Here is a 16,608-nt window from a genome sequence, read left to right as displayed (position 1 = left end):
TAGAGTTTTAAGGTTGAAAGGAGATTACCCATGAACGAGCAACAACGATTAGCAAGTCAACAAGCAAATGCTTCTACGAAGAAGGAAGAAAAAGATTATAGTAAGTACTTTGAACATGTTTATCAGCCACCTTCATTAAAAGATGCGAAAAAACGTGGGAAAGAACAAGTGAAAATCGAGCGTGATTTTGGTCTTCCAGAAGAATTTCGTAATTTTGGGAAAGGAAGAAAGTTTTATATCCGTACGTATGGATGTCAAATGAACGAGCATGATACAGAAGTAATGGCTGGTATTTTTACAACGCTTGGATATGAACCGACATTTACAACAGAAGATGCAGATGTCATTTTATTAAATACTTGTGCGATTCGTGAGAACGCTGAGAATAAGGTGTTCGGAGAACTAGGTCACTTAAAACCATTGAAACAAAAGAATCCAGATCTGTTAATTGGTGTATGTGGTTGTATGTCGCAAGAAGAATCTGTTGTAAACAAAATTATGCAAAAGCATCAACATGTAGATATGGTATTTGGTACGCATAATATTCATCGATTACCGTATATTTTGAAAGATGCAATGTTCTCTAAAGCGACAGTTGTTGAAGTTTGGTCTAAAGAAGGAGACGTAATCGAAAATCTTCCAAAAGTACGTCGCGGTGATATTAAAGCTTGGGTAAACATTATGTATGGATGTGATAAATTCTGTACATATTGTATCGTACCGTATACACGCGGGAAAGAGCGAAGCCGTCGCCCAGAAGATATTATTAAAGAAGTTCGCCATTTAGCAGCAAATGGCTATAAAGAAATTACATTGCTTGGCCAAAACGTAAATGCATACGGAAAAGACTTTGATGATCTAGAATATGGTCTTGGCGATTTAATGGATGAACTTCGTAAGATTGATATTGCACGTATTCGTTTTACAACAAGTCATCCACGTGACTTTGACGATCACTTAATTGAAGTGCTTGGAAAAGGTGGTAACTTAGTAGAGCATATTCACTTACCAGTACAATCTGGTAGCACGGATATGTTGAAGATTATGGCGCGTAAATATACACGTGAGCAGTACTTAGAACTTGTACGTAAAATTAAAAAGACAATTCCTAATGTAGTATTAACAACGGATATTATCGTTGGTTTCCCAAATGAAACAGACGAACAATTTGAAGAAACATTATCTTTATATCGTGAAGTAGAATTTGATAGTGCGTTCACATTTATTTACTCTCCACGTGAAGGTACGCCAGCTGCGAAAATGAAAGACAATATACCAATGGAAGTGAAAAAAGAACGTCTACAGCGTTTGAATGAACTTGTAAATGAATTCTCTGCGAAGAAAAATAAGAAATATGAAGGACAAATTGTTGAAGTATTAGTTGATGGAGAAAGTAAAAATAATCCAGACGTACTTGCAGGCTACACGCGTACGAATAAACTTGTAAACTTCGTTGCACCAAAATCTGTAATCGGTCAGCTTGTAAAAGTAAAAATTACTGAAGCGAAAACTTGGTCTCTAAACGGGGAATTAGTTGAGGAGCCGATTGAGGTGAAATAATGAAAGTCTATACAAAGGATGAAATTGTTGAGCAAGCGAAAGAGTTAGCAAAAATGATTTCTGAAACAGAAGAAGTAGATTTCTTCAAGCGCGCAGAAGCGCAAATTCATAAAAATGAAAATGTAAAACGTATAATTGATGAAATAAAAGCTTTGCAAAAACAAGCTGTAAACTTGCAACATTATGGAAAATGGGAAGCTTTGAAAAAAGTAGAAGCAGAGATTGATGCTCTTCACGATCGGTTAGATGGTATCCCTGTTGTACAGGAATTCAAATCTTCACAAACATATGTAAATGATTTACTACAGCTTGTAGCGAGTACAATTTCTAATAAAGTAACAGATGAAATTTTAATTTCAACTGGCGGTGATGTACTGAAAGGTGAAACCGGTGCAGAAATAGAAAGTAAAAAAGGAAATTGCGGTTGTTAAAAGAGATGCCCGAGTGGCATCTCTTTTTATTTGCAGAAAGTTGGATGTAATGAAGTTAATAAGAAGATAACGAATAAGACTAGCCCAAGTTATAGTAGTAGATTCAAAAAAAGAATGACACATTCCGCGATTGTCCCGCATATGATTAAATGAATAGCGATTGAGGAGGGTTCCGAATGTCCGAATTCAGAGAGATTATTACAAAGGCAGTAGTTGGAAAAGGACGTAAGTATACAAAATCGACTCATACATGTGAATCAAATCATGAACCGACAAGTATTCTCGGATGTTGGGTAATAAATCACACATATGAAGCGAGAAAAAATGGGAAAATCGTAGAAATTGAAGGGTATTATGATGTGAATACATGGTACTCATTTGCTGAAAATACGAAGACAGAAGTCGTAACAGAACGAATCAATTATACAGATGAAGTAAATGTTGGATATCGGGATAAAAACTTTTCTGGGGAAGATTCCGAAATTATTGCTCGTGTCATTCAACATCCAAATTGTTTAGAAGCAATCATTTCGCCAAATGGTAACAAAATTGTTGTAACGGTAGAACGTGAATTTGTTACAGAAGTAGTCGGAGAGACGAAAGTTTGTGTAAGTATAAATCCAAATGGATGTCAAGAAGATGATAGTGAATTTGAGATTAGCGATGACGAATTTGAAGAATTAGATCCCAATTTTATTGTTGACGCAGAGGAAGAATAATGGAAAGCTAGGGAGGTCGTTCTTCCTAGCTTTTTACGTATGAAAGTTATAGGGACATGATTCCTCATTAAAATATGTTATAATGAAGAAAGACTCCTAAAAGAGGAGATAATATGGGCCGTGAAGTGCGGCATATGGAGATATAGCACATTTTTGATAAAATATGGAGGAAACAAATGGCGCAGTATACACCAATGATACAGCAATATTTAAAGGTCAAGGCAGACTATAAAGATGCCTTTTTATTTTTTAGATTAGGTGATTTTTATGAAATGTTTTTTGAAGATGCGGTTAAAGCAGCTCATGAACTAGAAATTACTTTGACAAGTCGTGATGGCGGCAGCAGTGAGCGGATTCCCATGTGTGGTGTCCCGTACCATGCAGCGCAAAACTATATTGAGCAGCTCATTGAAAAAGGGTACAAGGTTGCGATTTGCGAGCAGGTAGAAGATCCGAAAACGGCAAAAGGGGTCGTTCGACGCGAAGTTGTCCAATTAATTACACCAGGGACGATGATGGAAGGGCGTACAATTGATGAAAAAGAAAATAACTTTTTAGCAGCATTGACGCGTTTTGAGGATGGCTCATATGCATTAGCTTGTAATGATTTAACAACTGGACAAAATACAGTAACTTTATTAACAGGTTCTGTAGAAGATGTTTTATTAGAAGTGTATGCAACGGGTTCAAAAGAAATTGTTGTAGATTCAACATTTTCACAAGATGAATTAAATAAGTTAACTGAAACGTTAAAAATGACAGTTTCATATGAAGAGGAAACGAAAATTCCAGAAGGATTAGAACCTCTTGTTAAAAAAGTAACGCAAACAAAGTTAGTGACAGCAGTCGGACGGTTATTCAACTATGTACTTCGAACACAAAAACGATCATTAGATCATTTGCAGCCGGTAGAGATTTATTATACAAATCAGTTTATGAAAATTGATGTACATTCCAAGCGTAATTTAGAGTTAACAGAAACATTGCGAACAAAAGAGAAGACAGGTTCTTTACTATGGCTGTTGGATAAAACAAAAACAGCTATGGGCGGTCGTATGTTGAAACAGTGGATGGAGCGTCCGCTTATTCAAAAAGAAAAAATTGAAGAGCGTTTAGAAATGGTTGAAACATTTGTAAATGACTATTTCTTACGTGAAGATTTAAAGGAAAAATTAAAAGAAGTATATGATTTAGAGCGTTTAGCAGGTAAAGTTGCTTACGGTAGTGTAAACGCACGGGATTTACTTCAATTAAAACGTTCCTTACAACAAGTACCAGCTATTTTAGAAGCGATTAGCTTATTGGACAACTCTTACGCTGCCAAGTTAATTGAAGGGGCAGATCCTTGTGAAGCCCTAACAAAACTACTAGATAGAAGTATTCAAGAAAATCCACCTCTTTCTGTGAAAGATGGAGATATCATTAAGGATGGTTATAATGAGAAGCTTGATGAATACCGTTATATAAGTAAAAACGGTAAGACGTGGATTGCAGAGCTTGAAAAACGCGAACGTGAAATAACGGGAATTAAATCGCTGAAAATTGGGTACAACCGTATTTTCGGCTACTATATTGAAGTTACAAAAGCAAATCTTTCTTTACTTCCAGAAGGGCGTTATGAGCGAAAGCAAACATTGGCGAATGCAGAACGTTTTATTACAGACGAATTAAAAGAAAAAGAAACATTAATTTTAGAAGCTGAAGAAAAGATTGTTCAGTTAGAATATGATCTATTTACTGCACTTCGCGAAGAAGTGAAAGTATTTATTCCAAAATTACAGCATCTAGCAAAAGTAATTAGTGAATTAGATGTATTACAAAGCTTTGCGACAGTGAGTGAAGAAGAACGATTTGTAAAACCTGTTCTAACTAATAAACGCGAAATCTTTATAAAAGATGGGCGTCATCCTGTTGTTGAAAAAGTATTAGATGGCAAGCTCTATGTTCCAAATGATTGTATGATGCCAGAAAATATGGATGTCTTTTTAATTACGGGTCCAAACATGTCAGGTAAAAGTACGTATATGCGTCAATTGGCTCTTGTGACGATTATGGCGCAAATCGGTTGTTTTGTACCGGCAACAGAAGCTATATTACCAGTCTTTGATCAAATCTTTACAAGAATTGGTGCAGCGGACGATTTAATTTCCGGCCAAAGTACATTTATGGTTGAAATGCTAGAAGCAAAAAATGCGATTGCAAATGCATCGGAAAGAAGTTTAATTTTATTTGATGAAATTGGCCGCGGTACTTCCACATATGATGGCATGGCGCTTGCACAAGCAATTATTGAACATATTCATGACCAAATTGGTGCAAAAACATTATTCTCTACGCACTATCATGAATTAACAGTGTTAGAAGAAAGTTTGACTCATTTAAAAAATGTACATGTTTCCGCTATTGAAGAAGACGGAAAAGTTGTCTTCTTGCATAAAATTCAAGAAGGTGCAGCGGATAAAAGTTACGGGATTCATGTTGCCCAACTTGCAGAACTTCCAGATAGCTTAATCGCTCGCGCCAAAGAAGTGTTAGCTCAGCTAGAAGGACAAGAAGAAATTACAATTCCAAAACGCACGGAAGTAAAAGAACAGCCGGAACGTATGCAACAACCGGTAATAGAAGAACAACCAGTTATAAAAGAAGTAGCAGAGGTGCAACAAGAGAGCGAAGAAATCGTAGAAGAATCGCAGCTTTCATTCTTTGAAACTGAAGAACGAATGGAAAAACAAGAAAAACCTGTACTTGATGCTAAGGAAACAGCTGTGTTAGCACAAATTAAAAAAATTGATTTACTTGATATGACGCCTTTAGAAGCATTAAATGAACTGTATCGCTTACAGAAGAAATTAAAGAAAGGATGAGTAAGTAGATGGGGAAAATTCGCAAACTCGATGAACAACTCTCCAACTTAATTGCAGCTGGGGAAGTAGTAGAGCGTCCTGCTTCTGTCGTGAAAGAACTTGTGGAAAATTCCATCGATGCGAATAGTACATCTATTGAAATCCACTTGGAAGAAGCTGGGTTATCAAAAATTCGCATTATTGATAATGGAGACGGTATTGCTGAAGAAGACTGCATTGTCGCATTTGAACGCCATGCGACAAGTAAAATAAAAGATGAAAATGATTTGTTTCGCATAAGAACGCTCGGTTTCCGAGGAGAGGCATTACCGAGTATTGCATCTGTTAGTGAATTAGAGTTAGTTACAAGCACAGGAGACGCACCGGGTACACATCTTATTATTAAAGGTGGAGAGATTATAAAACAGGAGAAAACCGCGAGCCGTAAAGGAACGGATATTACGGTTCAAAACTTGTTTTTTAACACACCAGCACGTCTTAAATATATGAAAACTATTCATACAGAGCTCGGAAATATTACAGATATTGTGTATCGCATTGCCATGTCTCATCCAGAAGTGTCATTGAAATTATTCCATAATACGAAAAAATTACTTCACACATCTGGAAATGGTGATGTGAGACAAGTACTAGCAGCGATTTACAGTATTCAAGTTGCGAAAAAATTGATTCCAATTGAAGCGGAGTCGTTAGATTTTACCATTCGCGGATATGTAACATTGCCAGAGGTAACGAGAGCTTCTCGCAATTATATGTCAACAATTGTTAATGGCCGTTACGTGCGAAACTATGTATTAATGAAAGCGATCCAGCAAGGATATCATACATTGCTTCCAGTTGGTCGCTATCCGATTGGTTTCTTATCCATTGAGATGGATCCAATGTTAGTGGATGTTAACGTTCATCCGGCAAAACTGGAAGTGCGTTTTAGTAAAGAACAAGAACTTCTGCAATTCATTGAACAAACATTACAAGATGCCTTTAAAAAAGTCCAGCTTATTCCAGATGCCGGCGTAACAACGAAGAAAAAAACAAAAGATGAGAGTGTTCAAGAACAATTTCATTTTGAACATACAAAACCAAAAGAACCATCTATGCCTAATATCGTTTTACCGACTGGAATGGATGAAGCGCAAGAAGAGGAAAGCGCAGAAAAACCATCAGTAGCGCCGCAATTATGGCAACAGCCAAAACAAGAATGGCAACCGCCACAATCCCTTGTAAGAGAAGAAGAGAGTTGGCAATCAACTTCGAAACCGCTCATTGAAGAAAAGGCGGCTCATAACGAACAAGAATGGGATCATCATGAAGAAGAATTTGAATTAGAAGAATTGGATGAATTGCAGAATATCGAAGAAATTGAAATGAACGGGAATGATTTACCGCCTCTTTATCCAATTGGACAGATGCATGGAACGTACATCTTTGCTCAAAACGATAAAGGGCTATATATGATTGACCAACATGCGGCACAAGAACGAATTAACTATGAATATTTCCGCGATAAAGTAGGACAAGTGACACAAGAAGTTCAAGAATTGCTTGTCCCATATCGTATTGATTTATCATTAAACGAATTTTTACGTGTCGAAGAACAACTAGAAGAATTGAAAAAGGTAGGATTATTCCTAGAGCAATTCGGCCATCAATCTTTTATCGTTCGCTCGCACCCAATATGGTTTCCAAAAGGGAAAGAAACGGAAATCATTGATGAAATGATGCAACAAGTTGTGAAACTGAAAAAAGTAGACATAAAAAAATTGCGTGAAGAAGCAGCCATTATGATGAGCTGTAAAGCATCCATTAAAGCAAATCAATATTTAACAAACGATCAAATCTTCGCACTTTTAGAAGAACTACGCACAACAAGCAACCCTTACACATGCCCGCACGGTAGACCGATTATTATACATCATTCGACCTATGAACTGGAGAAAATGTTTAAGCGGGTGATGTAGGTAGATTGTGTAGGAATAAAAATTAACTTTACTGAGTTAAAAATGAATGTTGTATAATATAACATTAGATTGTTATTTTGATAAAATATTAGATTCAACTATATAAACTTAATGTTAATTTATAAAAAACAAGGTGCAGTTATACCTTGTTTTTTATTGTTGTTTGGATACATCTCGATTGATAGTATTCAATAAGCCATATAATTGCAGAATAATATTTAATTAAATTAAATATGTCAAAGAAGAATAAAAGATCATAAGAGGGAAGTGAAATTAATATTACTTTTAATGAAGTTATTATAGTTAAGGAGGATATTACTTCGGCTAGTGAAAAATATGAAATAATAAGGATTGGTACATTTTACGGTGAAAGAAAACCAGTATTAATAAAAACTACCAAAAGAGATGATATAGCTTTTATGTTTAAAGTAAGATAATAATGAAATTGTTGCAAGAGTTCTGGTTACTCACAACTCTTACAATTTTAATTTCAAAACATTTTTAGCAACACTCTACACAACGAGGGTTTAATTTCCGACTATTTCTTCGTCTCTCGAATAGATTAATCACCTTATTTTTATTGGAGTTATTTGAAACTAACTTCAAAACTTTTGCTTGTGTTCTTTCTTTTTCTTGTTTTTGTTTCGAAAACATTAAGAACTCATATTCATTGATCAATGTGATCCCATCCCCTCTTAAAAAGATAAAGCCGATTTAAGTTAATAATAATTGCAAATAGGTGTTATGAATTTTTATCTTCTTTTAATAAGGAAATACTTTTTGTGAAGTATGGAATGGCATGGTTAAAATCGCGGATATGTGCGTAATACTTACCGTGGATCCAATTTAAAATTCCTATAGCATACTTATTTACATCTGGGTGGTTAAAATAGTCTTTTTGTTCAATGAAGACTTTCACCTTATCCCATAGGTTTGCGGTAGTGTGATTTTCTGCCGCTTTAATATCTTTCTTTATTTGAGATATAGTTGATTCTTTATTTTCACGACTACGATTTGATTCTGTTTTGTGCTGAGAGATTGGTAGTAAGAACGTCTCATTATCCCAAGAGCATTGCTTGTCATCTCGGATTCTCGCATACTAATCTAAGTTCTTTTGGTTCAGGAAAGAGAATAAATACATTCATGCGAACACTTTTGAGTATTATCAGTCAACCGGCTCATATAGGTATGTTGCCTACCTTGTATAGCGTAACATCATCAATGGTAAAGGGGGGCAATATATTAGTCCAGATGGAAAAGGTGGTAAAAAAGACTATTCTAAGAGTGATGAGAGTATCGAAAAATTATATGATTCTCGCATGTCAAACAAGTTATGAGATGTTTCTGAAGCTTTAATAGACGTTATCCTTTCAGTTTGATAGATGTTTTTTTATTCAGAGAGAAGCAATGAGTTGTTGGTGCCAGGCAAGGGAGTGGAATGAGACTACTGCGCCATAACTACTGACAAGTGCTTTATCGAAAGTCTGGCATCCCTTAATATGAATTAAATGAATAACTGTTTCCTTAACGTATAGGGAATCGGTTGTGTCTAAATTATTTCTAATCGTACAATTTTCTTTTTTGATGTGATGATTCCTATAACGAAAGCAACAAATGCCGAAAGAGTTTTGCGTCATAACGTCGTTGTTTTCGTTTCAAAATGTATGAATAGTTACTAAAATAAATATGTGTAACAAGAATTTGTTGTGATTCAGCCATAAAGATGAATATGTAACAGGATAGGAGATGATAAAATGATACAGAGAATAATCCGGTTAGGGATTATTGTATTATTGTTATTTTCAACGATAATTAATATGTTTATTCCAACGGTCATGGCTGAAGATAGAAACAAGGTTGTTTTAGATAATCATGCGCAAGCCGTTCTATCTAAAACATGTGGGAATCCAATTCGAACTGTTAATGGTAGCTTTGAAATTCCGCGAATAGATAACAATGACAGAATGGGGTTCTTTCATCCTGATCAAGTACCTGGTTGGGATACAATTCCTTTTCGTCCTTTAACAGATGAGGAATATGCGATAGTAAAAGGAGCGGTGGATAAATCTGGAAGAGCTATTGAAATTCAAAGTGAGAAACTTGGTATAACCAAAGCAAAAGAGGGAACACAATATGCAGAATTAAATGCAGTTGTAGGTGGGGTTTTATTCACAACAGTTCCGGTTCCTGTCCCTAAAAGAGATGTGTATATTAGCGTGTTCCACAAACAACGTGAAAGTTCACCTGCAGAGAAAATGTATATTGTAAGTGGTGTAGGCACACCGGAAATTCAGGTAAGTGGAAGTGGAGAAAATATGAGGGGGGAAGTAGTTAATACTATTTATAAATCTCCCGAATATACTGCCACTGCAACGTGGGAAGAGCGAAAAGTCAAGATACCTGCAAGTAGCCTTCCAGATAGTGGTGATATATACTTAGGATTTTATACACCAGATGTTAATAGGAGTGTTGGTAATTTAATAGATAATGTACATTTTGGTACCCCTGCATGTTTAGAATATGAGAAAAAAGCTCCTGAAAAGGTACATGTTGGAGAGACATTCAATTATACTATTACTGCGAAAAATGTTGGAGGATACCCTGCCAAGGAAATTAATTTAAAAGATGTGTTACCTGAACAAGTAGTGGCAAACGGTAAACCGACGGCAAAGGTCATAAATGCTACGACAAAACAAACAAAGAGTGTAGATTTACAATTTATATCTCAAAATGATTATAGTCAGATGAAGTATAATGATAAAATAGGTATTGATGATAGTATTGAATTTACGATTCCTGTAAAAGCTGTATCAGCAGGTGAAGCTAAGAGTCAATCCTCTCTCATGTATAAGGATACAGCTACAAATGCAGATGTAGCGTGGGAACAAACAAATACGGTATCGACCTTGATAGAATGGGAACAAGCAGATGTGTCCATTCAAAAATCGATAAAATCAAGTGATGGTATAGATGAAATTTTCCCAGGACACTTAATGGAGTATGTCATTGAGGTGAAGAATCATACTTTAAATTCAGAAATCACGAACGCTATTGTAGAAGATCTTTTACCAGAAGGAGTCGAATTAGCAGGAGATATAAACATAATGAAACAGCCTGAAAAACTTGAAATGACAACTCAACATACAGGAAAACAACTATTATACAAGATTCCTAAATTACAAGGAAATGAATCTATCTCGATACGAATTCCTGTAAAGGTGTTACCTGCTGCCATGCAAACGACAGTCAGCAATACAGCTAAATTAACATATCAACAACCAAATCAGCAATTGGTAACGAAAGAAAGTACAGCTGATTTTAAGGTATTACCACTTAACCCGCTTATAAAATTAAAGAAAAAGGTAGAAAAGGTTGGTGGTGGAGATACTTATAACGTAGGCGATCGTGTGAAGTATATCATTACTGCGGAAAATACGATTCCAAGTTCTATCGCAGACGCTATCAATTTGAAAGTATTTGATAAATTACCGGAAGGAATTACAGTAGATGAATCCTCGATTCAAATGAGTGTACCAGAAGGGACGTATATGTTTGATCCAAATGTAGGACAATTGAGTTTCCATCTTGGACAGTTAACAAGTGGGAATGTAGCTACGATGACATTTGAAGGTGTTTTAAATGAGAAATCACTGGAAAAGGTTGTTGTAAATACTGTTTCAGCTAAAGTAGACCTTCCAAATGGTGGCGGAGAATTTGAGCCCAATCCAAGTAACCCAGCAACCATCATGATTCAATCAAAAGAACCTAAATTAGTTGGAGAAAAGTCACATAAAGATGTAAATGGTGGCGAAGTAAAAGTTGGAGATACGATTCAATATACAGTTCGTGCTAAACAAGAAGAAGTAGGGGCATCATTGAAGAATACGGTCATTGAAGATACATTACCTGAGTATTTACAGTACAAAGAAGGTAGTGGAAAGATTATCAAAATGATAGATGGAAAGCAACAAGAAACACAGCTTCCAGTTCATGCCCAAAATAATAAACTTGTCGCTCAGCTTGGTGATATTCGAAATGTAGAAGAGTATATTTTTACGTTTGAAGTAGAAGTATTACGATCTGGGGCGGGAAAAGCTTTTTCAAATGAAGCCCATGTAAAAGGAAATAAACCAATTATAGATAAAGATGGAACTGTTAAGTTAGGGAAAGAAGTAAACCTAACTGTTCAAGATCAAGGCGAGTTAGCTATCAAGCCGTATGATGAGCCTACAAAACCGATGGACCCAGAAAATCCAAAAGAGTCTATCGATCCAGTAGATCCAACCACCCCAGATAAGAAACCAAGCGAAGGTACGAAAGGGCCTTTAAGTATAGATTTTGTGTCCTCCTTACGATTTGGGGAACAAGTCATATCTTTTAAGGATAAAACATATTTTGCAAAAGCCCAAGAATTTGCAGATGGTTCTCAAAAAATGAACTATGTCCAAATAACAGATAATCGTATGAATGGGGCTTCTTGGACACTATCAGTAAAACAAAATGGACCATTGAAAGATGAGGAAGGCCATGAGTTAGATGGAGCTAAAATTACATTCCACAATGCGGAAGTGTTATCCAGCAATCAAATGCCTGAATTATCACTTGTAAAGGATTCGTTCGAGGTCACAAATGATATACAGGATGTTTTAGTAGGGAAATCTGGTACAGAAGAATCCACATATGTATATCGTTTTGGAGATGAAGAAACCAAGGAATCTAGTATTCAATTAGAAGTACCTGGTGAAACACCGAAGTATGCAACAACATATAAAACATCATTAACTTGGTTATTAAGCGATGTACCAGTGAATTAGTAGAAGGTACAATCCTATACAAATACAAACCATTTGTAAATGAATGAAAATGCTCCCGAAAACGGGACACATATCAAAATAGCCAAACCGTCTATTTTCTATATTCTTTAAGGGATAGGTGGTTTGTTTTTTCTTGAATTCGCACATAATTGTAGCAATAAATATATTCTCATACACTTGTAACCGTCAAGTAGTATGTAGAATGGAACACTTTTTGCTAAAGATGTTGTTCCAGTTCTAGGAACGTCTTCTAAGAGAACATGTCCCTTTGCTATAATAGCAATGACCGCTAATTCAATTGCCTCGTTTTCACCTATCATTACCTTTTTTGAGTGGAATAAACTTTTTACATTTATAAGTAGGAAAGGCTATGGCCGTGGCCTGTCCTACTAATCTGAGTATGTTTTTGATTTTATGATTGCTAAGAAGAATGTAATAATAGAAATTACGATGCATGAGAGCGATAATAGAAAAAATGATGCAAAAAATAAACAAACTAGTAAAACTACAATTGAGACTAATACTGGTTGGAAATATACAAAGATTAAATTTTTTAAATTCATCCCCACATTTACATATACTTAACTACTTTCAATACTGCTCTTTATTTTGGATAGCCAACACAAATAGAAGGTTTAAAGGTTCCGAATTTCTAATGTCACTTTCTAGTTTCTTGATATACGGATTTCTAACTAAAAAATAATTGTATTTTTCAGATAAATAACTTATTATAAAATAAGTATTTTAGAAAAAGAAGGTAGGAGATTAAATTTCTGATTATTTAAATTATTTAGCTGTTTTTGAAAAAGAGAGAAGATGACGCTTGCTTTATTTGTTGTTATACCATATTTTGCTTATAAATGATAGGTGAGGAGGAAAGAAAGTGGCAAATACAGAACTGAAAAGAGGATTGGAAGCTCGTCATATTCAGATGATTGCTTTAGGAGGTACGATTGGCGTTGGTCTATTTATGGGATCAGCCAGCACGATTCAATGGACGGGTCCATCAGTCATGCTCGCTTACGGAATTGCCGGAATTTTTATATTTTTTATTATGCGTGCGATGGGAGAAATGTTATATGTAGAGCCTGGAACAGGTTCGTTTGCGACATTTGGTCATAAGTATATCCATCCGTTAGTTGGTTATATGACAGCATGGAGTAACTGGTTTCAATGGGTTATTGTCGGAATGTCAGAAATTATAGCAGTTGGAGCATATATGCAGTATTGGTTTCCCAATCTTCCAGCGTGGATACCAGGTGTGATCGCAATGGTCATTCTTGGATCTGCAAACTTAATTTCAGTGAAATCATTTGGTGAATTTGAATTTTGGTTTGCGATGATTAAAATTGTAACGATTGTATTAATGATTGTTGCAGGATTTGGGCTTATCTTTTTTGGGCTTGGTAACGGTGGGAGTGCTATTGGATTGTCGAATCTTTGGGAACATGGTGGCTTTTTTACAGGCGGTCTGTCAGGATTTTTCTATGCTTTATCGCTTGTTGTTGGTGCCTACCAAGGTGTTGAATTAATAGGGATTGCTGCTGGAGAAGCAAAAAATCCGCAGAAAACATTAACAAAAGCGATTCAAAGTACCATTTGGCGTATTTTAATCTTTTATATTGGTGCAATTTTCGTTATTGTAACTGTGTATCCTTGGGACCAATTAAATACAATTGGAAGCCCGTTTGTTGCAACGTTTGCCAAAGTTGGAATTACAGCAGCTGCTGGATTGATTAACTTTGTTGTTATTACAGCCGCAATGTCTGGTTGTAATAGCGGAATTTACAGTGCAGGCCGAATGCTTTATACGTTAGGAAGGAACGGACAAGCACCAAAATATTTTACAAAGATTTCTCGTAATGGTGTTCCTTTATTCGGTACAATAGCTGTGTTAATTGGATTAGCAATTGGCGTTCTATTAAGTTACATTGCACCAAAAAACTTATTCGTATATGTTTATAGTGCAAGTGTACTTCCTGGTATGATTCCATGGTTTGTTATTTTAATAAGTCAAATTCGGTTTAGAAAAGGAAAAGGGCATGAAATAGAGAATCATCCATTTAAAATGCCATTTGCACCTGTATCAAATTATGTCACCATCGCCTTTTTGATTATGGTATTAATTGGAATGTGGTTCAATAACGATACAAGAGTTTCACTCATTGTAGGAGTAATTTTCTTAGCAATTGTTGTCATTAGTTTTTATGCTTTTGGAATCGGGAAACGCATTGTAATAGAAGAAAAAGATGGAATGATAAATAAATAATACTGCTTGCGCCTAAAGATGTTTAGATTGAGAAAAAGAGAGTGAAATATCATGTTCGATTTTCGTTTTATAGCATTTGGTAACGGTGCAAATGTGATATTCTATGATTTCACGTGCGAAAGAAGGCATTTGTATCGAGAATCATAAAATATTGCGATCGATTGCAACTGAATCTCTACATGCTAGTACATTGTGAATAAACTGAACGATTTGTCGAAAAAGTATGAGAATCTACAGATACAATAATAAAGAGAGCAATATGTTTACAGCGATTTTTTAAGCATGGCGTATCACTGCCATGCTTTTTAAGTGTATGTTGCTATTTGCAGGTGATACTATGTTTGTTTCCACTTTCATGTCATTCATATAGAAAGTCATCTTAAAATAAAGTAGACAATGGACGTAAGCTTATCCACGCAGCCATTGATAACATTTCCAAATGAGAAAAAAGAACATTATATATCCAAAAAAAGAATATGAATGATGCCAGTTTTCACTATGAGTAAACAATCCCAAATGTTCAGCTATTCGTTCAGAGAGACTGGCACAAATACCAATAAACATAATGAAGAGACTTCTTGAAAGAGTTGATAGATTGGTGGATACATATAGGAAGATGATAGTAAAGATTGGTAAGAGAAAACATGTAAAAGCAATATTCATTGTAAAGAGGGTCGGGAAAGGTCTTATCGGAAAATGATACATTTGTTTTTGTACGAAGAAAAAATCTAAGTACGTTCCAATGAAACAAGAGAGGATGACTGTAGTGATAAGCGCTAGATGATTATGCTTCTGATTCTTCCTCTTCTCTAAGAAAGATATTTTTCTTTGCCATAATAGCCAATTCAATTTTTTCAAGTGTTTTACAATAGTTATCCATAATTTTCTCATTGTGAGGTTCTCCTTTATCTATTAAGTAGTTCACAATTCTCCAATCGGTAAACCAGTCGCCTTTTTCAGCTTCTGTATGTGTAATGTTTTGCCAAGCATAGAGTAATTCGGGACTATAGATACGATGTGCTCCTTTCCGTAATTGGCATTTTTTTATGCGCCGTCGATATAGTTCCCGATAAAAAGATTCATTTACATTAGAAAATAAATGTGGCCAGTAATCTTTTCGAGATCCTGTATGTGGATGATTGTGTGCCCAAGTTATAATTTTGGCTAAGCGTTCTTTATTATGAAATAACAATGTATATAGCCGTTTACCGAGCATAATTCTCTCATGTAAAGAGGTAAAATGTTTCATCGTGTCACCAAGAAGCAATGCCTTTTTGTGAGTATCATCTTCATAGTATGGGAAAAGGATATGATTAAAACGGAAGAAATCAAAAAGTTTAAATGCAACGCTATTTAGGACAATCTTTTTAAAATGAGCATTTTGTATGATGCGTTTTTCTAAGTAACTTTGTTCATTAATAATGGTTGCTATGGCTAATGTATAGCGGTTACCTGTTTTCCAAAAATGGTTCCACATTGTTTCCATAAACGTTGAAACATGTAAATAAGGCAGGAGATAAAAGAGAGCTTTCGAACGTTTCAAGCTTTGTTCGTACAATAAAAATTGTGGATATACATCTTGGAAGATGAACCAGTTTCCACGCTCTAAGAAAGAGAAAAAGACAAATTGATCCTTTTCTGATAATAGCCTTGTATATAAATCCCCCTTTAAATCTGTCATATTCCAGCCGCCATTACGCGAGACCATATGTCCAAGTAAAGCCCATTGTATTTCAGGGTACTTTACATAAAATTGATAATAAGCCCGTGTTCTCGTTACATTGTTTTTATTTAAATGTTTTGTTTGCTCTTGAATATAATGAATTATCCATTTTTCCTCTTGGGTTAACTTTGATACAGGAGGGAAAGGTGCTTTCATCTGACTTTTTTTCTGCAATTCATTTTTGATTGCGATAAGGGAGAGTGGGATTGTTTTGGAAGACCGGTCCCAGTCGCAATTATATTTATTCTGATCCATTCTAATCCCCCGTTC

11 protein-coding genes and 1 pseudogene are annotated in these 16,608 nt (G+C 35.4%); 8 read left to right on the top strand and 4 right to left on the bottom strand.

Going from position 1 to position 16,608, the window contains the following annotated elements:
- Positions 1–30 precede the first annotated feature (30 nt).
- The 7 genes from miaB to BCER98_RS20460 all read left to right on the top strand — a co-directional run bounded on the left by miaB (position 31) and on the right by BCER98_RS20460 (position 12,346).
- On the top strand, positions 31–1,560 hold the full coding sequence (gene miaB / locus BCER98_RS12280; RefSeq protein ID WP_012094859.1) for a tRNA (N6-isopentenyl adenosine(37)-C2)-methylthiotransferase MiaB: 1,530 nt from the start codon (positions 31–33) through the stop codon (positions 1,558–1,560).
- Positions 1,560–1,991, top strand: coding sequence for a RicAFT regulatory complex protein RicA family protein (locus BCER98_RS12275; protein WP_012094858.1), 432 nt, complete (start codon positions 1,560–1,562; stop codon positions 1,989–1,991). Before miaB ends, BCER98_RS12275 begins: the two co-directional genes overlap by 1 nt.
- Positions 1,992–2,167: 176 nt before the next feature.
- Complete coding sequence (cotE, locus tag BCER98_RS12270) at positions 2,168–2,710, top strand: outer spore coat protein CotE (protein WP_012094857.1); 543 nt, start codon at positions 2,168–2,170, stop codon at positions 2,708–2,710.
- A 176-nt stretch (positions 2,711–2,886) separates the two neighbouring features.
- Entirely contained in the window at positions 2,887–5,574 is a 2,688-nt protein-coding gene (mutS, locus tag BCER98_RS12265) for a DNA mismatch repair protein MutS (RefSeq protein WP_012094856.1), read from the top strand.
- Positions 5,575–5,582: 8 nt separating this feature from the next.
- Positions 5,583–7,532, top strand: a complete 1,950-nt coding sequence (gene mutL, locus BCER98_RS12260; RefSeq protein ID WP_012094855.1) for a DNA mismatch repair endonuclease MutL — start codon at positions 5,583–5,585, stop codon at positions 7,530–7,532.
- A gap of 272 nt (positions 7,533–7,804) precedes the next feature.
- On the top strand, positions 7,805–7,969 hold the full coding sequence (locus tag BCER98_RS23840) for a SunI/YnzG family protein (RefSeq protein WP_420885146.1): 165 nt from the start codon (positions 7,805–7,807) through the stop codon (positions 7,967–7,969).
- Between the two features lie 1,317 nt (positions 7,970–9,286).
- Positions 9,287–12,346 (top strand): WxL domain-containing protein, encoded by a 3,060-nt coding sequence (locus tag BCER98_RS20460; protein ID WP_012094854.1) that lies wholly within the window; start codon positions 9,287–9,289, stop codon positions 12,344–12,346.
- Between the two features lie 91 nt (positions 12,347–12,437).
- Here the strand turns inward: BCER98_RS20460 and BCER98_RS23735 are convergent, their stop codons facing one another.
- Positions 12,438–12,491: a hypothetical protein gene (locus BCER98_RS23735; RefSeq protein ID WP_368860173.1), complete on the bottom strand. Its 54-nt coding sequence runs from the start codon at positions 12,489–12,491 to the stop codon at positions 12,438–12,440.
- 61 nt (positions 12,492–12,552) lie between these two features.
- Positions 12,553–12,666: pseudogene (locus tag BCER98_RS23175) on the bottom strand (AAA family ATPase); the annotation flags it as partial.
- Positions 12,667–13,229: 563 nt separating this feature from the next.
- On the opposite strand from BCER98_RS23175, the gene BCER98_RS12245 reads away from it, so the two are divergent.
- Positions 13,230–14,615, top strand: a complete 1,386-nt coding sequence (locus BCER98_RS12245) for an amino acid permease (protein WP_012094852.1) — start codon at positions 13,230–13,232, stop codon at positions 14,613–14,615.
- A 408-nt stretch (positions 14,616–15,023) separates the two neighbouring features.
- Here the strand turns inward: BCER98_RS12245 and BCER98_RS23170 are convergent, their stop codons facing one another.
- Positions 15,024–15,506: a CBO0543 family protein gene (locus tag BCER98_RS23170; protein ID WP_087095224.1), complete on the bottom strand. Its 483-nt coding sequence runs from the start codon at positions 15,504–15,506 to the stop codon at positions 15,024–15,026.
- On the bottom strand, positions 15,400–16,593 hold the full coding sequence (locus tag BCER98_RS12240) for a DUF2515 domain-containing protein (RefSeq protein ID WP_012094851.1): 1,194 nt from the start codon (positions 16,591–16,593) through the stop codon (positions 15,400–15,402). Before BCER98_RS12240 ends, BCER98_RS23170 begins: the two co-directional genes overlap by 107 nt.
- Positions 16,594–16,608: the final 15 nt, after the last annotated feature.

The sequence above is a fragment of the Bacillus cytotoxicus NVH 391-98 genome, from assembly GCF_000017425.1.
GTDB lineage: Bacteria > Bacillota > Bacilli > Bacillales > Bacillaceae_G > Bacillus_A > Bacillus_A cytotoxicus.
This window is presented reverse-complemented; position numbering and strand designations above follow the sequence as displayed.